The following is a 20,031-nucleotide window of genomic DNA, read 5'->3' as shown; positions in this document are numbered from 1 at the left end:
TCTCAAACTCGTTCTTCATTAGTAATGATAATCATTATCACTTAAAAACGACATGGACGAACCCGTCAACTTTCATGGACAAATCAATCGTTTGTCCTGTTCGATGTAAATCAGGAATTGGCGTAACATATGAATCCGTCCGAGCGGTCCCCATGGATCCCAGTCAACACTGTCCGGACAAAAGACGCGATGCGTGCTGACTGCTTTGAGCGTTTTCCAGGCGGCATCATGTTGAATCCGTTCGATATCCGTCTGTTGGCTCCATAAAATCAATAGATTGTCCGGTTCAATCATTTTCAGTTCTGATAATGTGACAGATTGGTAAACCGTCTCCGGTAAACCGGTCGCACTTGTCATCCCTACATCGTGAAACAAAAAATCAAGCATCGTATGCTGACCCGTTCCATAAAGCCGCACCTCGTCCGGGCGAATCCAAACTACCGCCCACGTCCCCGTCCGGTGCCACGCTATCCGTTTCCGAACGGTTTGTTCCAACCGGTCGACCTCTTTCATAATCGGTTCGAGGCGCTCTTCCCGATCTGTTGCGATTGCCAGCAGACGCAGATACTCGCTCCAACACGTTTGGCGGGGCAATTCAAGGACGTGTTCTGGCGGCGACCAGCTGACATCATGCTGTTTATCGAGATCTGGTGTCTTGATGATCAAATCCAGTTGCATCGATTCAAACACTTCCCGCGGTGCGGGGCGATTGGCGTCATAAAACTGGGTACCTTCCAAATCGGTTAAAAATACAGGTAGGCCACTCGCACCGTATTCCGTCGGATAACTTGGTGCAAGAATCGGTTGCAGACCAAGCGCCAGCAAGTGGTCCTGCAATAAAAGACGGCTGGCGATACCGATGCGGGGTGAAACACGCTTCAAAAAATGGGTGGGAGACGAACCTGTCCGCTTTTTGAATAAACGGCTAAAATAAAATTCATCTTGCAAACCAACCTTTTGAGCGATTTGTGCCAACGTCATGTCCGGCGACGTCAGCATCCACTCTTTTGCTGTTCGAATGCGGAGTTGATTTAAGTACGCTTTAGGTGTTTCGGCATATCGCTCCTTAAACAGCCGATTAAATGTCGGCACAGACATCCCGAGCTCCACTGCCAGTTCGTTGACGGGGCGGTTATCGCCTAGTTGTTCTAGCCATTCTTTCGTCACTTGTTCGAATACATGTTTTTCCTGTTCGTGGCTTAATGTCTCAAGCAACTCATAAACGAGACGCTGTTGGCGTAGCATCCCCTTGACGGTCGTCGGACTCGTACTCATTCTTCGCAACTGTGCGTGAAGTTGTTCCGGATTTTGCCGGTAAAGTGGGCAACGGTCTCCGGTTACGGCAAGATGATAAACAAGACTGCTCTCTTTCGTAGCTGCCAGTACCTCCTGCGTTTGATCGACCCAGGCGCTTTCACCCGGTTGTAGCCGTTGGCGGCCGTCATATAAAAACACCTTGCCGACAACAACAATGATGATGCCCGAACTGACCGGTTGCCGGTCCCCTTCCAGCAACCAGTATTTTTGGATGATTAATGGTTTTAAATTCACTTCCATAGTATTTGCTCCCTAAAAAAACATTTGACAAAAATTTGCTATTCGATGTAAGTTTAATCGCGTTGATAATGAATATAATTCTCATTTAAAAAGGAGAGACGATTATGGATGCATCTGCACGCCCTCACCCTACAGCTATCGTTCTTTTGATTACGCTTTTTCTGTTTTTCTTATGTAGCGGATTATCACTCTTTTACGGAGCTTTTCCGGTTTCTTCGGATACAGTCCTCGCATCGTTCCATTCGTTTGATGCCAATAACCTGCAGCACCAATTGATTCAAGAAGTCCGCCTGCCGCGTTTAATCTGCGCAGGACTTGTCGGAATTGCCCTGGCTTTGTCAGGAACGATGATGCAGGGATTGACCCGTAACGCATTGGCCGACCCGTCCCTGCTCGGCATTACCCACGGGGCTGGTCTTGGGGTCGCGATTTCCCTCGCTTTTGTTTCTGCCCATTCCTTCTTCAGTTCGCTGATGTTCTCTTTTGGCGGTGCAGCCCTTGGTACAGGGCTCATCGTTCTAATTACGGTTTTTGCACGTGGCCGTTTTTCACCTGTCACGTTGACCGTCGCCGGAGCCGCACTCAGTGCATTGTTCGGTGCGCTCTCAACAGGCATCACTTTGTTCCATCAAGTTGCCCAAGATTTAAGTTTCTGGTATGCCGGCGGGTTATCCGGCTCTAAGTGGGAACATGTCCATGTTCTTCTTCCCATCGTCTTAATCGGTATGGCGATTTCCTTACATATCGCGAGAAGCATGACCGTTCTCTCGCTTGGAGAAGAGGTCGCGGCAGGTCTTGGATCGTCGTTAACGAAAGTCCGGGTTCTCGGATTTTGCAGTATCGTCCTGCTTGCCGGGAGTGCCGTATCCATCGCTGGTGTCATAGGTTTCGTCGGTCTTGTCATTCCACATATCAGTCGTTTTCTTGTCGGAACGAATTATTATCTTCTCCTGCCGGTCAGTGCATTATTCGGGATGACACTTCTCATTGTCTCCGATTTACTCGCACGACTGGTCAATCCCCCGTTTGAAACACCACTTGGAGCCATTACGGCCGTAATCGGGGTTCCTTATTTTCTTTACCTTGCACGACGGAAGGAGTTGGCGATCTGATGGATATGTGGAGCGCTCTTCAAAAATCACGTTTTACGTTTCTTAGCTTATGTGTTCTTCTTATCGTTACATTTTTATACAGCCTCTCAACCGGCATTCTTCCCGTTTCGTTCAGTTCAATCAGCCGGACCATAATCGGGCAAGGAACGGATGCAGAACGGTTAGTCCTGATTGACCTGCGACTGCCCCGGATGCTGCTGGCTCTCTTGATCGGATCAGGTCTTGCTGTTTCCGGGACACTGCTTCAGGGCATGTCACGCAATGCTTTGGCCGACCCGGGTATTCTCGGGATTAATGCAGGGGCCGGGCTGTTTGTCGTCATGACCCTGTTTTATTTTCGCTCCGCTTTACATCAGCTCCCGCTTTTGCCATTCGTCGCTTTTTTCGGTGCAATGCTCGTCGCCTGGACGATTTATCGGCTGGCAGGAGCGACTTCACTACAACCTGCCCGCCTGTTGTTGGTCGGCGTCGGAATCAATGCTTTATGCGGTGCCCTTTTAATCATTTTTCAGTTGAAGATGGATCCAAGAGATTTCCAGCAAGCAACCGTCTGGCTGACCGGAAGCATTTGGCAGGCAGATTGGTCGTCCGTCTTCATGCTTACGCCCTGGATCGTCCTTTTCATCCCACTCGCGTTTATGCAAAGCCGTTCGTTGAACTTATTGCAATTGAGCGGTTCACTGCCACAAACCTTAGGACTTCAGGTTGAACGTACCCGTAAACGTATTCTATTCGTTGCTGCGGCTCTTGCTGGAGCTTGCGTGGCGGCTGGCGGAGGGATTTCATTTATCGGTCTGCTCGCCCCTCATATCGCGAGACGACTCGTCGGTCCGAACCATTACAGTCTGATTCCGGTTGCCGCGCTTGTCGGTAGTCTGCTCGTATTGTTAGCTGATTTAATCGGAAAAAATCTGTTGGCCCCGGCCGATATTCCGGTCGGGATTGTCATCGCCGTTCTCGGTGCACCGTACTTTATCGTATTACTTTTTCGTAAATGAAGTGTGACCGATTCGTCAAGATTTTAACGAATCGGTCACATGTTACACACTTTTCGTTTTTTGACCGAGCATCTCATAATATACTTGACTGCTGTCGAGTATATAGGACGGTGCCGGCTGACCACGGCGCTCCCGATGACCTGCGAGATGGACATCGCTTGTTTCCCAGGCTTTCCAGTCCCTTTCGGATTCCCAGCGGATTAAAATCACGACTTCCTCATCGCCGCGTGTCCGCTTTTTTTTCAAAACGCTCAGATCAACGAATCCTGGTTGCTGTTCGATGATGCCTTCTCCTGCAAATCGTTCAATCATTGTCTCCGCGTAGCCGTGCTCAACACGAATGGTTTTCAGTTGGATAAACATATGGCTCACTCTCCTCAATTGATAATGAATCTCATTTTCATTATCAATATAGCATTATACTCCTTAAAATTGTCAATCCCGTACTAAAATTTATTTCATTTTTTTGAAATTCGAGTAATTCAACGCAAAAAAAAGATACACTCGCGTTCGAATGCATCTTGAACAGGTTAGTTTAGGCGGTTGGTTGCTCCGACAAGAAACGCTCAAACGCGATGTCCGGATTATCGGTTTCATAACGCGCGACGAAGGCATGATAGGAGCCGCTATAGACGATTTTTCCGTGATGGAGAAAATGCATCTTGCACGGCAGGTGGGCGACTTCATGCAATATGTGCGTCGACAATAATACGATTTTTTGACGGTCGAGTAACGCACCGATCGCCTCGACGACGAAACGCCGTGACTCCGGGTCAAGCCCGACCGTCGGCTCGTCAAAGATGTAGAGTGTACGATCGAGATGACAGACCGTCCGGATGACCAGCCACCGTTTTTCACCGGCTGACATCTGACCGAGCCGTAAGTCTTGCAGACGCTCTAACCGGCTTCGCTCCTGTTCGCGTAACGAGGCGACATATGTATCCCATAACGTACGGAACGGCTCCGTCCGGTCACTTTTCAAAATCAACCGGACCAAATCTTTTCCTTTCAGCATCGGCGGAAGCGGTGCCTGCTGCAATTGATAAAGAATCTCCGCCCGTTCAAACGGTGGTTGAAATCCGTCAGCCGGGAGCGCCCCGGCGACGACGTCAAACAACGTCGATTTACCTGAACCGTTTAAACCAATCACGACGTTCAACCGTTCCGGATCGAGCTCAAGATCCGCTTTATCTAAAATCATCCGTTTTTCATCATAGCTGTACTCGATTGTCCCGAGTTGCATTTGTCCGTCCCCTTCCGTTAACGATTTGTTTTTGACGTAATCGACAACCGCTGATAGGCAACGTAGCCGACTACTAAATAAACCATGATACCTGTCAGAATCGACAAGCCCATCATCCCGTCACTGACACTGCCTGTCAGGAAGCGGGCTTCATTCAAGATTAAATTCGCCGGATTCAGGAATGAAAAATACGCAAGCAATCGATTATCCGTCAGTTCAAATACATCGATGAAAATGAAGACGGCAAAAATTAAAATCGTCCCGAGCGGTGTCATCGTCTCCGGCTTCAATGGGAGCGCTGCAATCAGCAGGCTACAGGCAAAGACCGGCAGTGGGACAATCAGCGCAAGCAATCCGGTCATCAGCACGGTCTTCAGCAACGGTTGATGAAACAAAACCGCCATCATCAGGCTGGCAGCGAACATGTTCAACGTGAGGAAAAACCATTGCGATATGAGACGTCCGAAGATGACCGGGAATTTTTGCCCGGACAAAAACGTATACATCTTCAAAAAGCCGCTCTCCCGTTGGTTGAGTAATGATATGCCAATTCCATTGATTGCAGTCAACACAATCATGATTGCAAAGAATTGAATCATCGCCGACTGAAAGACCGTCCACGTCGGGGAATCCTTGAACCAGTCGAAGTGATTGAGGAGAATGATGACGAGGGGTACGGCGAGCGTATAGAGGTAAGCAAACTTATTGAAGAACATTTCTTTGTTGTAAAGCAAAAAGAATTCATAACTTTTCCGCACGCGGTTCCCTCCTAGTGTGTAATCCAATAAAATCCATAATCAAATTGATTCTTACATTATCTTACTATACGCTAACAAAAGAAGAAATGTTTCAAAAAATGGTTTATTCGAACGTTCTCCCACAGACCAAAAGAAAGGATGTGATCGGAATGAAACGATTGATCGTGAGTGCCGTCTTGGCCAGCTTACTCGCCGGGTGCTCCGAGGAACCGGAAGCACAAAAAACCAAGCCGACGGGTATTACCTTCACGCAAGATGATAAAACAATTAAGATCATCCCACTGTATGATGCCTATCAGTCATATGTCGACGCAGCACTGAAAGCTCCGACGGAAAATGGAGCGCTGTTCGAAAGCTATGTATTAAAAGAAAATCACCGGATACGTGAGCAGGAGCAGGTTTCGGAACAGCTTGGCGTCTATAATCCGCTCGACCGACCGATGAACGACCTCAAACACTTAAAAGAAAACGTCACCTACTTACAGCAACATCAAACCGAGATACAGCAACAAATCAAACAATCGTTACAAAAAGCATTGAAACAGTTACCCCGCCAAAACGATTTAGTCGTACTAGTCGCTCCGATCAACGCGGATAATCCCGTGAATAATAAACGAATGGGTGGTGTGACAGGAATTGCACTCGCTAAAAATCTGTTAGTGCTTTATATCGATCGTGATGTCGATCAATCGATGCTTGCCTATACAGTTGCCCATGAATACCATCACACCGTTTTACTCGAAAAGCTTGGAATTTCATCGATTGCCGATAATATCATTTCGGAAGGAAAAGCGGACTTATTTGCGAAAGGTCTTTATCCAGATGTCAATCCACCTTGGACAGAACCGCTGCTCGACCATTCCTTTAAGCATGTTCTGCATGAAATAAATTCGTATCACGCCAAATTCTCAGACTTACAGAACGGCAATTCTGATTTGCAGATCCCCGGTTGGTCGAATTATGCAATCGGAAATACGATTATGACCGACTTCATTCAGAAAAATCCCGACACTTCCGTTGAAAAATGGACGCATCTACCGACAGGCGATATTTTAGAGCAAAGCGGTTATGCAAAACAATTGACGGCACAATAAAGCGGTTTTGAGTTGATCAGGCAGACCGTCCACTTTGCTTTAATCAACAATCGTTTAAAAAAATCACCCGCTTTACACGACGCCAAGCGGACGTGTGAAGCGGGTGATTTTTTAAACTGAGTTCTAGCGATTGTCGACAAGTCACTTTTGTTTGAGTATCAGTTGAAAGCCGGTATCGCCGTTTCATCATAATTTTCTTCTAAGAACTTTTTGACTTCCGGACTCGTCATCGCTTTCGCAAGCTTCTGAATCGCTTCCGCATCCTGATTGTCCTTCCGGGCAACGAGGGTAATCGCAAAGTCATTCTCGATGCCTTCCGTGACGAGTGCATCCTGTTTCGGCGTCAGACCGAGCGGTGCTGCATAAGCCGGTGTCATGACGACCGCGTCAGCATCATCATAAAGACGCGCGAGCATCAATAAGTCCACTTCCTTGAATTTGTAATCTTGTTTATTCTCAACGATGTCCTTCATCGTATAGTAAGATCCTGTCTTCTTTTTCAATTTAATCGCGTCATGCTGGGCGAGTAACGACAGCGAACGGTCGATGTTCGAGACGTCGTTCGCCATCGCGATGACGGCCCCCTTCGGTAGTTGATCGATTGATTTATATTCTTTCGAGTAGACACCGTAATTGGCAAAATAGATTGGTTCGATCGGAACGAGGTTCGCATCGTTATTCCGATTGAATTCCTCCATATACGGAACGTGTTGGAAGAAGTTTGCATCGACCTCTTTCGCTGCCAGCGCACTGTTTGGCTGAACGTTATCGCTCAGAACGACGACTTCCAGGTTGATCCCGTCTTCCTTTAACTGTGGTTTCACGAGATCAAGAATTTCCGTCATCGGTTTAATCAGTGACGCGACCTTCAAAGTTTTTGTCTCTTCCGTAGAACCGGTATCGCTGTCATCACTATTTCCGCAACCTGCTAAGGCCAGGACAACTATTGTCAACATCATCATCAGTTTTTTCATTTCATTTCCTACTTTCTTTTAACGTTTGTCAATCAATCGTGCTACTGTCGTACCTATGAATTGAATCAATTGAACGAGGATGACCATAATCAGGATCATGTACATCATCAACTCAGTCTGGAATTGCTGATACCCGTACCGTACGGCAAAATCTCCGATGCCCCCTCCACCGACCACTCCCATGATCGTCGAGTAGGAGATAAAACTGACGATCGATGTCGTCAGACCGAGAACGAGTCCGGACCGGGCCTCAACGAATAAAAATTTCACGACAACTTCTCGTGTCGACGCGCCCATTGAGATCGCTGCTTCGATGACGCCTTTTGGTACATCAAGTAACGATTGTTCGACGAGCCGGGAATAATGGGCGATCGCGATAATCGCAAGTGGAACGGTCGCTGCTGCCGTCCCGATGGCTGTACCGATAATCAACCGTGTAAACGGAATCAAAAAGACGACAAGTAACAAAAACGGAAAGGAGCGGACCGTGTTGACTAGCAGATTCAAACCGGAGAACAGGAAGCGATTTTCGAGTAACTGATTTTTCCGCGATAAAAACAGCAACGTTCCGACCGGCAGTCCGATCAGCACTGCAGCAAGAATCGAGACCCCTACCATCACGAACGTTTGTCCGATGGCAAGTCTGACTTCCCCTGCGTACTCGATTAATATGTCAGGCATCCGCGTTCCCCCGTTCGGTCAGCTGCGTTAAGAACCAACCCGCATCACTCGTGATTTCGGCAACACCTGTAGGTTCAGTCGCGACCGTATCACGAATCTGACCGTTCTCCATAATCGTGACGCGATTGCAAATACTCTGAATCACGTTCATTTCGTGGCTGACGAGCACGATGGTGACACCAAGCGTCCGATTAATGTTTTGAAGAACCCGTAAGATCTCCGACGTCGTGCTTGGGTCGAGGGAAGACGTTGGTTCGTCACATAAGAGTACACGTGGCCGATTGGCAAGCGCACGGGCAATTGCAACACGTTGCATCTGACCGCCACTCAGTTCGGCTGGGTACTTGTCAGAAAAGGATTCCAATCCGACGAACCGGAGGCAGTCCTGAACCCGCGCGGAACGCTCCTGCTTCTGCACGCGCGCGAGTTCGAGGGATACCAAAATATTCTGTTCGACCGTCTTATTCGCGACCAGATTAAAGTTTTGAAAAATCATCCCGATGTCTTGGCGAACACCCCGCAATTTATGGTGCGGTAAAGCAAGCAAATCGATGCCATCAAACTCAATGTCGCCTTCATCCGGTCGTTCGAGCAGGTTCATCAGCCGAAGCAGTGTCGATTTACCTGCTCCGCTCGCACCGATGATGCCATGTATCTCACCCTGTTCAATCATTAAGGATACTGATTGAATAACGGGTTGTTTGGAAAATGCTTTACTGACCGTATGTAATGTAATCATGTGCCCTCCCCCTTTACCATTTTCCATTCTATCGTAAGCTCCCATTCCTTGTCATGCTGAATGCTTTTTTTCTTTCCCGCGTTATCTCGCTAATTAAATAAACCGTCCAATCTAATAAACACACACATCTCATGTTTATCGTTGAGGTCACCTGTATTTTTTTGAAGTCATGAGAGAATATGCCCACTTCTCAACGATCAGACGAAGCACTAATGATATTTTTTTGAAAATCGATGTCGGCATTATAGTACAATAGACATAATCGGTTTAAAAGGAGTCCGCGACATATGAAAGCAATCATCTATGATGTTCTTCACAATATCACTTTTTTGATGAGTGGATTTTACTTACTCGGAAAATTATCTTCTCAACCGATTACACAGGATTCTAAACAGTCACTGCGTATTTTGTATGGTCTATGTTTGAGTGTCCTCGCGATTGTGTTGATGCAGATGACGATTGAACCGGCCCCTGGAATTTTAGTCGACTTACGGCATATCCCGGTCATTGTCGCCGCCTATTTCGCTGGCCCATTGCCGACGTTCATCGTGACTGTCGCCATCATCGTTTACCGCTTTACCATCAGTACGAATTTTGCAGCTTATGCGGCATGTTTTTTCATCATCAGTCTCGCTGTCGGCATCTCCCTGATTGTCAAACTGATGCCTTTGTATTCAAAAAAGACCTTCATGACGGTGACGCTTTATGCGACGCTTCTGCACGCTGTCATTTTAGGCATCGTCTTACGCGATACCGGTCAAATCGTCGAAATCCTGTCAGTCATCACCCCTGCGTCTTTCGTCAGTAGCTGGTTGACTTTGCTCATCATCCAAGACATCCGGATGACGAAGCTTGCGTTACGGACGTTTCAACATAAAGCGCAAATCGACTTTTTGACGGGTCTTCACAACTCGCGTGCTTTTTCAGATTACTTAACGGACATTAAACGGCAAAGTATCTTCAATGAGCAGCAGGTCGCCCTCGTCATGATTGACATCGATCACTTTAAGTCGGTCAATGATACGTACGGGCATGAGGCTGGTGACGACGTGTTACGTCAATTCTCAAAACGGTTACGTGATGGAGTCGGAGATACTGGCTACCTGTCACGAAATGGCGGTGAAGAATTTTCACTCATCATCACAAATCTTGCGTTAACGCGCGTCTTGGCCCTCGCTGAAGAATTGCGTGAGCGCATTGAAACTGCCCCTTTCACGACGCAGACCGGGCAAACACTCCGCGTGACGGCATCCTTTGGTGTCGCAAGCTTTGAAGAGACGACTGCAAATATTGATCATTTAGTCCGCCATGCCGATCAAGCACTGTATGCTTCTAAACAATCCGGTCGAAACCAAGTCACGCTCCATTCCGTACAAGAAGAGATCGCGACGACGACGTGATTCAATTAAGGATGGACGTAATCAAAAAAATCAGCTACGTTTGATAGTAAGGCAGGTGAAGAATATGAAGTTAACAAAAGGACCGTACATTTTCATTGGTCTTCTCCTCGGTTTATTGTTTGGATTTATCGGAGATAATTTTTATCTGTATGTATCCGCCGGGATTTTAGTAGGTGCCTTACTTGAGCTCTATGTCGCGATTCAGCAAAAAAAAGACCGCAACAACAAGAAACGTTCTTAAGGGGGAAATGGTATGGCATTCAGTGACTTGTTTTTATCAACACTCGCCTATATCGGTGTAGCGACGCTCTTGCTCGCAATCGGTGTTGTCCTGTTTGAAGTGACGACAAAATCAAAGGAAATGGAATTGATTCGTCAAGGTAAAAAAGCAGCCGTTTATGCATTCGGCGGACGGATTCTCGGACTTGCGATCGTGCTCTATTCAAGTATCGCAAACTCTGTCAGTATCCTCGACATGGTTTTGTGGGGGGCTCTCGCAATCGTTTTCCAAATCGTCCTGTTTTATCTTGCCGATCTGCTCATTCCGCGTCTCAGCATGACGAAGGAAATCGATGCCAACAACGAAGCCGTTGGTTTATTGTTATTGTTCCTCTCGTTATCAATCGGCTTAATCATCGCCGGGTCTCTTACATACTAAAAAAAATGACAGAAATCCGGGAAGCGGACTTCTGTCATCTTTTTATTTATCTAATTCATCGAGTTCTTGTTGCGAACGCGGGAATCCGTTCGCTTGCCACTCTGACCGGTACATCGAATCAAGCTTCGTCAATCCTACTTCATCCTCGTCTTTATCCGCATCTTGACTCTCATCTTGATCGAGGTGGTCCAAATACTCCTTCAAATGACTCGGGGGGCGACGTGATTTCATTTTTTTCATGACAAGTCCTGTACCTGCCAATACACCGGCTCCAAATAAAAATCGCTTCCGTAGCTTCATGACTGTTCCTCCTTAAAAAAACGAGTAATGATGCACTACTTATCTATCCCGACTACGTTGAGTCAAGTTCAAACGATTCCGCCACCGCTGCGCAGCGTCGGGTGGGCAAGCAGTTTGATATTTCCGTGTTCTAGAGTCAACACATGATCCGGTTGCCGCTCAAAATAACCGGTTTCGATGACACCACTCCATGACTTCAATTCCCTTACGAAATGGGCGACGTCCGGGACACGATTTAGGGCGACATCCAAAATCAAATGGCCTCCATCCGTCACGAATGCTTGTCCCGCCGTTTGGCGGTGTGTATAGGAAATTCCTTTGTCCGCAAGAAGTCGTTCGACGTGTGTCTGTCCGAACGGTTCGACTTCGACCGGTAAAGGTCCCGTCAACTGGCGGACGAACTTCGAGCTGTCTGCGAGATACAACACTTCGCGTGCTTGCAGCGCGACGAGCTTTTCCCGGAACAATGCGCCGCCGCCACCTTTGATGACTTGGAACTGTTCATCAATCTGGTCAATCCCGTCGATGACGAGATCAAGCTGTTCGACATCACGTAACTGACGCATCGGTATTCCGAGCCGCTTGCCCTGTTCTTCCGTCTCAATCGACGTCGCGATCGCTTCGATTTTTAATCCTTCGTCCACTGCTTTTCCTACAGCATCAATAAAATAGCGTGTCGTCGAACCCGTACCGAGACCTAGTGTCATGCCGGGTTTTACATATGCGAGTGCAGCTTGCGCAATCAATGCTTTATCCTGTTCTTGCATCGTTCACCCTCCATTCTCTAATTCCAGTTCACTGATAGTTTTCCCGAATCCTGCGCCTTTTAATCAAAAAACCGGGTGCGACGTCTCCGTCGTACCCGGTTCATGAACGTTAAATGACGAAGAAATAGACGCAACAGAAGTGCGCGAGACTTCCAAGTAAGACAAAGACGTGGAAAATTTCGTGGAAACCAAGGTGCTTGAACGATAATGCGCTTGGCTTCAACCCGTAAATGACTCCACCAACAGTATAAAAGATTCCGCCGAGGAACAGTAAGCCGATTCCGACTGGCGACAGAACTGCGGCAAGCGGCGTGATCGCGAAGACCATGATCCAGCCCATTCCGATATAAAGCGTCGTCGATAACCAACGCGGACTGTTGAACCAGACTAACTTAAATGTGATTCCGAAGACGGCAATCAACATGACGATCGAGAACAATACCCAACCGGTCGGTCCGTTCAAACTGATGAGACAAAACGGTGCGTAGGATCCGGCAATCAATAAATAAATCATCGAGTGATCAAGGCGGCGCCAAATCGCGATCGCCCGGTCACTTGCAAGTACCATATGATAAGTTGCCGAGACGGAATACAGGGCGATCATACTGACTCCGAAAATGATGGCCGCGACAATGGCGATGGCCGCGCCCCGTTCAAGTGAGGCCTTGATGACTAGAGCAAGAAGACCGACAAAGGCAAAGACGGCTCCCCCGAGATGAGTCAATCCATTAATCGGTTCGCGCATATACGTTTTCATAAGTTACCCTCCAAAAGTTATGTAGTTTTCAATACTACATGGCGTTATATAGATATCTTATCATATAGTAGAGAAATAGAAAGCATTACCTGTAAATTTCATGGAGGTTTTTTTAATGACACACGATGACGACAAATCGCGACCGCTCGATCGCCAACTCCAGTTAGACGATATTCCGAACATCGACTTATATATGGATCAAGTCATTCAACTGTTCGAACGTACATTTGAAGCAACGACGCGGACAGAAGGCGAAACGATTTTGACGAAGACGATGATTAACAATTACGCGAAAAAGAAACTCTTTTTCCCCGTCACGAATAAAAAGTATACGAAGAATCATCTCATTCTAATCAGCTTGATTTATCAACTGAAAGGAACCGTCTCAATCAATGACATCAAAGCAACATTGACTGAATTGAATCAAGGTGTCGCAAACGAGACGCTCAATCTGGAAGCCTTCTATGCAAGCTACCTGGAAAACACGGTACGGAATCTCGAGACATTCGAAGCCGAGCAAGCGTCGGCTGATGAAAACGAACCAATCGATCAGCTGCAACAAATCCTTTCACTTGCACATATGAGCAATCTCTATCGACGTGCCGCCGAACGGATGATTGATCAACTCGACGGTTAACTTCTACCGGGTGCTCATGGTAAAATAGGGAAAATGAAGATGGGGGTGGGCTGTGATGGAGGAAAGCACACGCTTTTTGCATCAGCTCGAAGACGTAGGACAGTATTTTGTTAGCTACCAAGACAATATCTTGATCGAACTTGCTTTTGATCAAACGATTGGCCATTATGCGACAGAATTTTCGACGCTCGAACAGACTGCTGATTACATCGAACTTCACTTACATTCGCACCAGACCCAGGCACTGCTCCTCGCATCGAAAATCCACGCTTTTGATGCGTCTCCGTTTGAGCGCATCACGGAAATGATGTCGATTCAAAGTTTTTTTGCGACGCATCGCATGACGCATCCTGCAAATGCCTTCTCGACCGCTCTGCTGATCAGCCGGCTTAATCCATCAGATGCTCACTTACATCGGACGTTATCCCTTTACCGACTCGCCAAAAAACAACACCGTTTCATCGTCTCCCCTTTACTCGGCTCACTCTTCTTTTTCCAATGTTACAAGCGCGGTGAAGTCGAGCATCTTCTTGCACGAGTGGAAGATGCTTACGATCTGTTGAAGAAACGGTTTGGTCGCGCCCAACAGACCTATATCGTCGCTCTTCTATTTTCACTTTTACCTGAAGACGATTTCGAGGCGTATGTCGACCAATTACGGGCGTCGCGCGCACGTTATCGTAAATCTCACATCCCACTTGCATTCCACGGTCTGCTCGCCTTACTCGGTGATCCTGCCGAACATGCTTCAAAACTCGACCAAATCGTCGAGCAACTCCGCTCGGATGTCCACTTCAAGCATCGAAAGGACTTACTTTTTTTAACGGCTGTCCGGCTCTATCTCGCGAATCATCCGACACTGCAACAACTGTTTGCTCAACTCGCTCCGACGATCGACGACATTGCGACGGAAACAGTCCCCTTTTTACTGTTTCCAATCGATATTACTGACACGTCGCATGCGACAGATGGCGGAATGGTCGACGGCGGATTTGACGGCGATGCGGGGAGTAGCAGTAGCGATGCTTGACGATGATCCTACAGGAGGTTTCCTATGAAAAAAGTTGCGTACGATACGTATTATTTAGATGAAAATTATTTTGGGCAGCCTTATCCGGGACTCGTCTCTTTTTTCAGTGAATATCAACCGAAGGGACACGTGCTCGATTTAGGATGTGGTCAAGGACGGGACGCCTTGTTACTCGGACAGTTAGGTTATACCGTGACGGGTGTCGATCATTCCGTAGTCGGTATCACCCAGCTCAACCAACACGCTTCAGTAAAGGGCTATGCTGTCGAAGGCATTGTCGGCAACGCTTATGCCTTTCCGATTTCCGAACAGATTGATGTCGTATTGTTAGACTCGATGCTGCACTTCATTGAACTACCTCCACCTACGCTTTGCTAAGAGGTGGAGGATTCCTGAGTTATTCGATCTAATGCTCGAAACTTTATCAGGCTAACCCCGTCGTCCCGACGGTTGAACGTTAATCTTGTCCGTTTCTTTTACGCGGATACCTACTCTGCTTGGTTTTCGCTACTTCGGTCATCCGCAAGGTGAACGTTGAAGATTTTACGTGACAGACGAACTTCCTGTCACAACCCTATATCTTCAGTTTCCAAAGAACATGACATTGATTTTATTCCTGATTTTGAGTGTTTTTAAACCAAGAATGTCGTGCAATTGACGTGTCTCAAGACACGTCTTGCCCGAAGGCGATTCATCTCCCACCTACGCTGGGCTTCGCCCCAATACGCTTAGAGGTGGGCGTATTCTCGCCTGATTTTTGATAAAATTGATTTAAAGAACGAAACGACGTTCGTAAACAACATCTTGAACCAGTTGCGCGAAGGCGCAGTCTTCGTCAATTGTATGTTGCAAGGGACAAACCGCGAACAGACATTAAAAAATATTCTTTCTGATTCCCCTTATGAATGGGAAACGCTCGCTGACACATATACCGAATATGCAGAAGCAAATGCAACATTCCATCTGCTCGCCGTAAAAAGGTGAGGTCCCGTTCAGCCCGATTGAACGAAAAAGAAGTGTTTGCCAGACAACCTCTTTATTTGCATTCAAAAAGGCATCGACTCATCTGAAAGAGTCGATGCCTCAGGCTGTAGACAACGTGCTATCGAGAAATCAAGCGTCTTTTTTCGTTGCATTCCTCGGGCGAGGCGCAAGCCGTTGCTCCTTGGATCCTAGCGGACAACGAGCAGGGTCTTGCCTGCCTCTAAAAGTGCATTGAAAACGCACTTTCCCCCGTAGGAGTCAATGAAACGTGACGCTTTTTAGGTAATGCCGTGACAGAATTTCAGTCATGCAGACGGTTTAGAGCGCAATCCGTCTTGAATCGCTTGTAAAGCGAAAAGCAATCGGTCGCGACCCTGCAGCTTTGCTGTAGCGGCGCGGAAGATTGCCGCTTTGAAGACGAGGCAAGATAGGGAAGCGCGAACAGATGGCCTCTCGTTATAACATGTTCACGCTTTATAAGCGTTTGTCTACACGCTAAGACATCGACTCATCTGAAAGAGTCGATGCCTTTTAAGTGCGTGGAACGAATACGATTCGCTCACTTAGTTATCTTGATTCGTTTCCTCGTTCGCTTCGACGTCAGAGTCATCGTCTGCTTCATGCGAAAGATCCGGTTGTTCATCGGACGCATCGTCTGATTTCTCAGCATCCGCTTTTTGGTTTTTTGCTTGATCGTGCTTATCGCGAGTATCCGGTGCCGCGTCTTTATCACGTCCCGCAATTTCATCATTCGTCATCTGATTACCTGATGTAATCGGATCTGTTTCTTTATCGTGTTGTTCATTCATGAGAAATCCCCCTTAACTGAATTAAGCTACAGTTAAGAGTATTCCCTGAACGATTTCCGTTAAACATCAAGAGGTTGAATTTTCTTCGCAAAGTCCGTAATCAACTTATCGAGCGGTTGCGGATGATGCAGATAGTGCCCCTGGACATATAAACGTTCGCCTAGCATTTCTACCTGCTTGTATTGCGATAATGTCTCGACCTCTTGAATGACGAGCGAAACACCGAGCGCCTCCGTCAAGGCATAGACCGACCGGATCATCGACTGTTCGAGCTGATTTTGAGCCAAACGTCGGGTGAAGATGGGATCGAGTTTGACCGCCTGGACCGGTAGATGAAGCAATGAATTGAGCGATGCATAATGGCTACCGAAATGATCGACCGTCAAGCGGTATCCCGCGCTTCGTAACAGTTCAAGGCGCTCAATTGCTTTTTTCCGTCCTGTCTGCAATACTTCTTCCCGAATCTCGAGGACGACACGATCTTGTTTAAAGTTTGCTTGCTTCGAAAAAGACAAGAGTTCTTCTAACAGTTGATTCGACTGAAATTGACTCGCGGAAAGATTGACCGCAACCGAAACGGGTAAGTCGAATTCTGCTTCGAACCGTTCGCGATCGGCAATCGCTTGGCGAATCGTAAATCGACCGATGTCGCCAAAGACCCCCATACGTTCTGCAATTGGAATGAAGTCAGTCGGGCTGACGAATCCGAGCACCGGATGGTTCCAGCGTAATAAGGCTTCGACCGCAACGGTCATCCCTCGCTTCATATCAAGAATCCGCTGGTAATACAGTTCGAATTGCCCGCGTTCTAACGCATGCGTCAACTCTTCTTCAAGAACGGAAGCGAACGGATGCTGTTCGAACTCCCGCTGTTGATTGACGAACAGCATCCCATTTTTCCCATCGAGCTTCACTTGTTGCATCAAGGCCTCTGCCGCATAGACTTGCGTCTGTCGGTTCGTATAATCCCCCGTCAACAAACTGACACCGGACGACGCCGTCAAATGAATCGGTTCAAATCCGATGTCCGCAATCGGCGCCTCGATTGCTGCCATGATGTAATCGGCATACATCGCACCCGTTTGTTCAAACTCTCGTTCATCAAGCGGCGCAAGAATGATGAATTCATTGCCGTCCTTCCGTCCGACGACATGATTCGGAATCGGAACATATTTCAGCCGGTCGGCGAGGACTTGTAAAACCCGGTTGCCGACACGGTATCCGAATTTGGCATTGACAGCGTGAAAGTTATCCAGGTTCAAGACCATTAAAAATGCCGGATGAATCGTCACACTTGAAATCAAACGGTTCATGTACCGTTCATTGTACACATCCGTCAAGGCATCTTTAATGACGTATGTTTCGACACTGATCGATTTGCTGATGATATCAGCGTAATGTTCAATCAATGCTAAATCGCTCGCCGAGAAGTCATATGGTCGATCGTCAAAGGCACAAAGCGTCCCGATTTTCTCATTGTCGGCGTTTTTGATCGCGACGCCAAGAAAGCTCCCGTTTCCTAATGCCTTCGTGACGGGATGGTCGACCGTCAACGGACTCGTCAACAACTCATTGATTTGAAGTTTCCCTGCATTTTCATCGATGACCAGTTTACAAAGGACGTGGTTGAACACATGCGTCGATCCTTCTTCAATCAATTCTTGATTTTGATTGATTGCTTTGACGATGAAGTTGCTACTTGAATCATTCAGTGCGAAAAATAACGAATTGACGCCAATTTTTTCACTGAGTTTCCCTAAAATCTCTTCGACGAGCGGATGTAAGGCTTCGTAGCGGCTTTGAGCATTTTTCATCTTGCTGCCTCCTTTCGTATCATGACATCGGATGAATTGGGAACTCGACGATGAAGCGACTTCCGACACCAACTTCTGACTGAACAGAAATCGAACCCCCATGGTCCATGACGATCATTTTACAAATCGCAAGTCCGAGACCTGTTCCGCCAATTTTCCGGGTATCCGAGTTATCGGCCCGGTAGAATTTATCAAAAATGAACGGTAACGCCTTATCCGGAATTCCAATTCCTTCATCTTCGACTTCAATTCGGACGTCCTGCGCTGTCACTTCAGTACGTATCTCGATGTTTCCACCATTCGGTGAGTATTTGATTGCATTCATGATTAAGTTCGTAAACAATTGCTTCATTTTTTCTTCGCTTGCCATCAAGAGATGCGCCCCTGAACCGAACGCCATTCGAACTGTATGTTCACTGCTCGCTAACTCGAACATCGTTTTCATTTCAATCAGCAGTTTCTTTAAATCAATCGTTCTTTTCGTTGCCCCTTGCGTCAAATCTTCACCCTTTTGAATTTCGAGGATGTCGTGGATCAGCTCAGACAAACGGACGGTCTCGGAATAAATCGTCTCGAGGTATTTCTTTTGACGGGGCCCGTCGAGGGAACGCTTCATCAACAATTCTGTGAATCCCATGATTGAAGAGAGCGGCGTCCGCAGTTCGTGAGAGACGATGGACACGAATTCAGCTTGCTTCAAGTCGAGTTCTTTATCTTTCGTCACATCGCGCAAGACGAGCATCATGCCCCACTCGACGTTCGCAATCGCAATCCGCTCCGCATAGGCACTGAGCAAGAGATTGCCTCGAAATGCTGACAGTTCAATCGTTTCACCCGGTATATCACCGTTCATCAGCTGACCAATATAATCGTGCAACGCATCCGGTTGGTCGACGTGCTCAAACAGCGATGTCGCCCGCTCGTAGGCATGCCGAAATCCTTGTGCTTGATTCAACAGTTTTGGCGGGAACATATCGAGCAACGCTTGGTTGGCATAGATTTGTTCGCCACTACTCTCGATGTAGAGGACTGCTTCGCGAATCGAATCGAGTAACTGGTACGTCTTGATTTTTTCATGCTCCATCTGATGGAACAAGAGGTGTCGCTCTAACGTCATCCCGAGCTTGCGTGACAAGTCTAAGATGTCTCCGACTTGTTCTAAATTAAATTGCTCGAACTCATGCTTTAAATAAATCAACCCGACGACATTGTTGTTACTCGGTGACTGGATTGGAATCGCGGACTCATATCCTCCTGTTTCAATCGGCAGTTGGACGGACTTTCGCATCACGAATGCACGGCGCAAAACGGAATATTGATCTAAGTCCTTTTCAATCAATTCCATCTCTTCCACCGCCTCTGTCACGACATGACTGAGTTGTTCGCGCCGGTAGAGAATGATTGCACCACGCGTCAATCCGATGAGCGGAAGCAGCTTCAACAGAAGCGTCTCGCACGCAGATTCGACGTTTTGTGTCGCGAGTGTTTCCATGATTTCATTTCGGTGTTTTAATTTATCTTCGGCTGCGAGCAAGTCGTGTTTCAGCTGACCGATTTGTTGCTGATCCGTCGTGACGTCCGCACTTTGCTCGATCGAAGGAAACGATCCACTCTTCAAACGATATGGTCGTGTTTTTTTAGTTGGACGGTACCGCATGACTTTTTTCAATGAATTTCTTCCTCCTAGCTGAAAAATCGTTTCTAAAATTATACCACGCG

Annotated in this window: 22 protein-coding genes; 9 read left to right on the top strand and 13 right to left on the bottom strand. The window is 47.3% G+C overall.

Translation table 11 applies throughout. The annotated features are described in order from the left end of the window. Nucleotides 1–72 precede the first annotated feature (72 nt). Nucleotides 73–1,557: a helix-turn-helix domain-containing protein gene (locus AC0VYQ_RS06205; protein WP_475404476.1), complete on the bottom strand. Its 1,485-nt coding sequence runs from the start codon at nt 1,555–1,557 to the stop codon at nt 73–75. A gap of 104 nt (nt 1,558–1,661) precedes the next feature. Between AC0VYQ_RS06205 and AC0VYQ_RS06200 the strand changes: the two genes are divergently transcribed. Together AC0VYQ_RS06200 and AC0VYQ_RS06195 are read left to right on the top strand one after the other, a co-directional pair. Next, nucleotides 1,662–2,669: a FecCD family ABC transporter permease gene (locus tag AC0VYQ_RS06200; protein WP_159173691.1), complete on the top strand. Its 1,008-nt coding sequence runs from the start codon at nt 1,662–1,664 to the stop codon at nt 2,667–2,669. Next, nucleotides 2,669–3,667 carry a FecCD family ABC transporter permease gene (locus AC0VYQ_RS06195; RefSeq protein WP_475404475.1) on the top strand — a complete coding sequence of 333 codons (999 nt, stop codon included), beginning with the start codon at nt 2,669–2,671 and terminating at the stop codon, nt 3,665–3,667. The genes AC0VYQ_RS06200 and AC0VYQ_RS06195 overlap by 1 nt, the downstream gene beginning before the upstream one ends. Before the next feature lie 42 nt (nt 3,668–3,709). Here the strand turns inward: AC0VYQ_RS06195 and AC0VYQ_RS06190 are convergent, their stop codons facing one another. The 3 genes from AC0VYQ_RS06190 to AC0VYQ_RS06180 all read right to left on the bottom strand — a co-directional run bounded on the left by AC0VYQ_RS06190 (nt 3,710) and on the right by AC0VYQ_RS06180 (nt 5,668). After that, nucleotides 3,710–4,030, bottom strand: a complete 321-nt coding sequence (locus AC0VYQ_RS06190) for an antibiotic biosynthesis monooxygenase (protein ID WP_214845463.1) — start codon at nt 4,028–4,030, stop codon at nt 3,710–3,712. Nucleotides 4,031–4,202: 172 nt separating this feature from the next. Continuing rightward, nucleotides 4,203–4,910 carry an AAA family ATPase gene (locus AC0VYQ_RS06185; RefSeq protein WP_475404474.1) on the bottom strand — a complete coding sequence of 236 codons (708 nt, stop codon included), beginning with the start codon at nt 4,908–4,910 and terminating at the stop codon, nt 4,203–4,205. A 17-nt stretch (nt 4,911–4,927) separates the two neighbouring features. Next, nucleotides 4,928–5,668, bottom strand: coding sequence for a hypothetical protein (locus AC0VYQ_RS06180; RefSeq protein WP_214845460.1), 741 nt, complete (start codon nt 5,666–5,668; stop codon nt 4,928–4,930). 149 nt (nt 5,669–5,817) lie between these two features. Between AC0VYQ_RS06180 and AC0VYQ_RS06175 the strand changes: the two genes are divergently transcribed. Next, entirely contained in the window at nt 5,818–6,762 is a 945-nt protein-coding gene (locus AC0VYQ_RS06175) for a DUF2268 domain-containing putative Zn-dependent protease (protein WP_475404473.1), read from the top strand. Nucleotides 6,763–6,920: 158 nt separating this feature from the next. On the opposite strand, the gene AC0VYQ_RS06170 is transcribed toward AC0VYQ_RS06175, so the two are convergent. From AC0VYQ_RS06170 to AC0VYQ_RS06160, 3 genes are read right to left on the bottom strand one after another with little or no spacing between them, the layout of a single operon-like run. Further along, nucleotides 6,921–7,736, bottom strand: coding sequence for a MetQ/NlpA family ABC transporter substrate-binding protein (locus AC0VYQ_RS06170; protein WP_214767473.1), 816 nt, complete (start codon nt 7,734–7,736; stop codon nt 6,921–6,923). An 18-nt stretch (nt 7,737–7,754) separates the two neighbouring features. Beyond that, nucleotides 7,755–8,417 carry a methionine ABC transporter permease gene (locus AC0VYQ_RS06165; RefSeq protein ID WP_475404472.1) on the bottom strand — a complete coding sequence of 221 codons (663 nt, stop codon included), beginning with the start codon at nt 8,415–8,417 and terminating at the stop codon, nt 7,755–7,757. Then, the gene (locus tag AC0VYQ_RS06160) at nt 8,410–9,156 is read right to left on the bottom strand and encodes a methionine ABC transporter ATP-binding protein (RefSeq protein WP_475404471.1); all 747 of its coding nucleotides are present in this window, start codon (nt 9,154–9,156) and stop codon (nt 8,410–8,412) included. Before AC0VYQ_RS06160 ends, AC0VYQ_RS06165 begins: the two co-directional genes overlap by 8 nt. Before the next feature lie 287 nt (nt 9,157–9,443). Between AC0VYQ_RS06160 and AC0VYQ_RS06155 the strand changes: the two genes are divergently transcribed. From AC0VYQ_RS06155 to AC0VYQ_RS06145, 3 genes are all read left to right on the top strand, one after another. Further along, complete coding sequence (locus tag AC0VYQ_RS06155) at nt 9,444–10,556, top strand: GGDEF domain-containing protein (protein ID WP_475404470.1); 1,113 nt, start codon at nt 9,444–9,446, stop codon at nt 10,554–10,556. 64 nt (nt 10,557–10,620) lie between these two features. Then, nucleotides 10,621–10,797, top strand: a complete 177-nt coding sequence (locus AC0VYQ_RS06150) for a hypothetical protein (protein ID WP_167331096.1) — start codon at nt 10,621–10,623, stop codon at nt 10,795–10,797. Between the two features lie 12 nt (nt 10,798–10,809). Next, a complete protein-coding gene (locus AC0VYQ_RS06145; RefSeq protein WP_029333388.1) occupies nt 10,810–11,214 on the top strand; it encodes a DUF350 domain-containing protein in 405 nt (134 codons plus the stop codon). 42 nt (nt 11,215–11,256) lie between these two features. Here AC0VYQ_RS06145 and AC0VYQ_RS06140 read toward each other — a convergent pair whose 3' ends face one another. The 3 genes from AC0VYQ_RS06140 to trhA all read right to left on the bottom strand — a co-directional run bounded on the left by AC0VYQ_RS06140 (nt 11,257) and on the right by trhA (nt 13,038). Further along, nucleotides 11,257–11,514: a hypothetical protein gene (locus AC0VYQ_RS06140; RefSeq protein ID WP_159173701.1), complete on the bottom strand. Its 258-nt coding sequence runs from the start codon at nt 11,512–11,514 to the stop codon at nt 11,257–11,259. Nucleotides 11,515–11,582: 68 nt separating this feature from the next. Further along, nucleotides 11,583–12,281 (bottom strand): ribose-5-phosphate isomerase RpiA, encoded by a 699-nt coding sequence (gene rpiA, locus AC0VYQ_RS06135; protein WP_475404469.1) that lies wholly within the window; start codon nt 12,279–12,281, stop codon nt 11,583–11,585. A 109-nt stretch (nt 12,282–12,390) separates the two neighbouring features. Continuing rightward, a complete protein-coding gene (gene trhA / locus AC0VYQ_RS06130) occupies nt 12,391–13,038 on the bottom strand; it encodes a PAQR family membrane homeostasis protein TrhA (protein WP_088836805.1) in 648 nt (215 codons plus the stop codon). A gap of 115 nt (nt 13,039–13,153) precedes the next feature. On the opposite strand from trhA, the gene AC0VYQ_RS06125 reads away from it, so the two are divergent. Genes AC0VYQ_RS06125 through AC0VYQ_RS06115 form a run of 3 tightly spaced genes read left to right on the top strand, consistent with a single transcriptional unit; the run spans nt 13,154 to nt 15,083 of the window. Next, the gene (locus AC0VYQ_RS06125) at nt 13,154–13,675 is read left to right on the top strand and encodes a DUF1836 domain-containing protein (RefSeq protein WP_475404468.1); all 522 of its coding nucleotides are present in this window, start codon (nt 13,154–13,156) and stop codon (nt 13,673–13,675) included. 55 nt (nt 13,676–13,730) lie between these two features. Next, entirely contained in the window at nt 13,731–14,705 is a 975-nt protein-coding gene (locus tag AC0VYQ_RS06120) for a DUF4003 family protein (protein WP_475404467.1), read from the top strand. 24 nt (nt 14,706–14,729) lie between these two features. Further along, complete coding sequence (locus tag AC0VYQ_RS06115; RefSeq protein WP_475404466.1) at nt 14,730–15,083, top strand: class I SAM-dependent methyltransferase; 354 nt, start codon at nt 14,730–14,732, stop codon at nt 15,081–15,083. A gap of 1,169 nt (nt 15,084–16,252) precedes the next feature. Here AC0VYQ_RS06115 and AC0VYQ_RS06110 read toward each other — a convergent pair. From AC0VYQ_RS06110 to AC0VYQ_RS06100, 3 genes are read right to left on the bottom strand one after another with little or no spacing between them, the layout of a single operon-like run. Beyond that, on the bottom strand, nt 16,253–16,498 hold the full coding sequence (locus AC0VYQ_RS06110) for a hypothetical protein (protein ID WP_214845452.1): 246 nt from the start codon (nt 16,496–16,498) through the stop codon (nt 16,253–16,255). 59 nt (nt 16,499–16,557) lie between these two features. Then, complete coding sequence (locus AC0VYQ_RS06105; protein WP_475404465.1) at nt 16,558–18,312, bottom strand: EAL domain-containing protein; 1,755 nt, start codon at nt 18,310–18,312, stop codon at nt 16,558–16,560. Nucleotides 18,313–18,331: 19 nt separating this feature from the next. After that, a complete protein-coding gene (locus tag AC0VYQ_RS06100; protein WP_251132542.1) occupies nt 18,332–19,981 on the bottom strand; it encodes a sensor histidine kinase in 1,650 nt (549 codons plus the stop codon). Nucleotides 19,982–20,031: the final 50 nt, after the last annotated feature.

This window comes from Exiguobacterium sp. QJM3NY_9 (genome assembly GCF_056173545.1).
Note: the sequence above shows the minus strand (reverse complement) of the source record. Positions and strands in the feature narration are given on the sequence as shown.

What these genes read in the sequence shown, in the direction of transcription:
- AC0VYQ_RS06205 (WP_475404476.1), bottom strand. Translation starts at nt 1,557, where the DNA reads ATGGAAGTGAATTTAAAACCATTAATCATCCAAAAATACTGGTTGCTG.
- AC0VYQ_RS06200 (WP_159173691.1), top strand. Translation starts at nt 1,662, where the DNA reads ATGGATGCATCTGCACGCCCTCACCCTACAGCTATCGTTCTTTTGATT.
- AC0VYQ_RS06195 (WP_475404475.1), top strand. Translation starts at nt 2,669, where the DNA reads ATGGATATGTGGAGCGCTCTTCAAAAATCACGTTTTACGTTTCTTAGC.
- AC0VYQ_RS06190 (WP_214845463.1), bottom strand. Translation starts at nt 4,030, where the DNA reads ATGTTTATCCAACTGAAAACCATTCGTGTTGAGCACGGCTACGCGGAG.
- AC0VYQ_RS06185 (WP_475404474.1), bottom strand. Translation starts at nt 4,910, where the DNA reads ATGCAACTCGGGACAATCGAGTACAGCTATGATGAAAAACGGATGATT.
- AC0VYQ_RS06175 (WP_475404473.1), top strand. Translation starts at nt 5,818, where the DNA reads ATGAAACGATTGATCGTGAGTGCCGTCTTGGCCAGCTTACTCGCCGGG.
- AC0VYQ_RS06170 (WP_214767473.1), bottom strand. Translation starts at nt 7,736, where the DNA reads ATGAAAAAACTGATGATGATGTTGACAATAGTTGTCCTGGCCTTAGCA.
- AC0VYQ_RS06165 (WP_475404472.1), bottom strand. Translation starts at nt 8,417, where the DNA reads ATGCCTGACATATTAATCGAGTACGCAGGGGAAGTCAGACTTGCCATC.
- AC0VYQ_RS06160 (WP_475404471.1), bottom strand. Translation starts at nt 9,156, where the DNA reads ATGATTACATTACATACGGTCAGTAAAGCATTTTCCAAACAACCCGTT.
- AC0VYQ_RS06155 (WP_475404470.1), top strand. Translation starts at nt 9,444, where the DNA reads ATGAAAGCAATCATCTATGATGTTCTTCACAATATCACTTTTTTGATG.
- AC0VYQ_RS06150 (WP_167331096.1), top strand. Translation starts at nt 10,621, where the DNA reads ATGAAGTTAACAAAAGGACCGTACATTTTCATTGGTCTTCTCCTCGGT.
- AC0VYQ_RS06145 (WP_029333388.1), top strand. Translation starts at nt 10,810, where the DNA reads ATGGCATTCAGTGACTTGTTTTTATCAACACTCGCCTATATCGGTGTA.
- AC0VYQ_RS06140 (WP_159173701.1), bottom strand. Translation starts at nt 11,514, where the DNA reads ATGAAGCTACGGAAGCGATTTTTATTTGGAGCCGGTGTATTGGCAGGT.
- rpiA (WP_475404469.1), bottom strand. Translation starts at nt 12,281, where the DNA reads ATGCAAGAACAGGATAAAGCATTGATTGCGCAAGCTGCACTCGCATAT.
- trhA (WP_088836805.1), bottom strand. Translation starts at nt 13,038, where the DNA reads ATGAAAACGTATATGCGCGAACCGATTAATGGATTGACTCATCTCGGG.
- AC0VYQ_RS06125 (WP_475404468.1), top strand. Translation starts at nt 13,154, where the DNA reads ATGACACACGATGACGACAAATCGCGACCGCTCGATCGCCAACTCCAG.
- AC0VYQ_RS06120 (WP_475404467.1), top strand. Translation starts at nt 13,731, where the DNA reads ATGGAGGAAAGCACACGCTTTTTGCATCAGCTCGAAGACGTAGGACAG.
- AC0VYQ_RS06115 (WP_475404466.1), top strand. Translation starts at nt 14,730, where the DNA reads ATGAAAAAAGTTGCGTACGATACGTATTATTTAGATGAAAATTATTTT.
- AC0VYQ_RS06110 (WP_214845452.1), bottom strand. Translation starts at nt 16,498, where the DNA reads ATGAATGAACAACACGATAAAGAAACAGATCCGATTACATCAGGTAAT.
- AC0VYQ_RS06105 (WP_475404465.1), bottom strand. Translation starts at nt 18,312, where the DNA reads ATGAAAAATGCTCAAAGCCGCTACGAAGCCTTACATCCGCTCGTCGAA.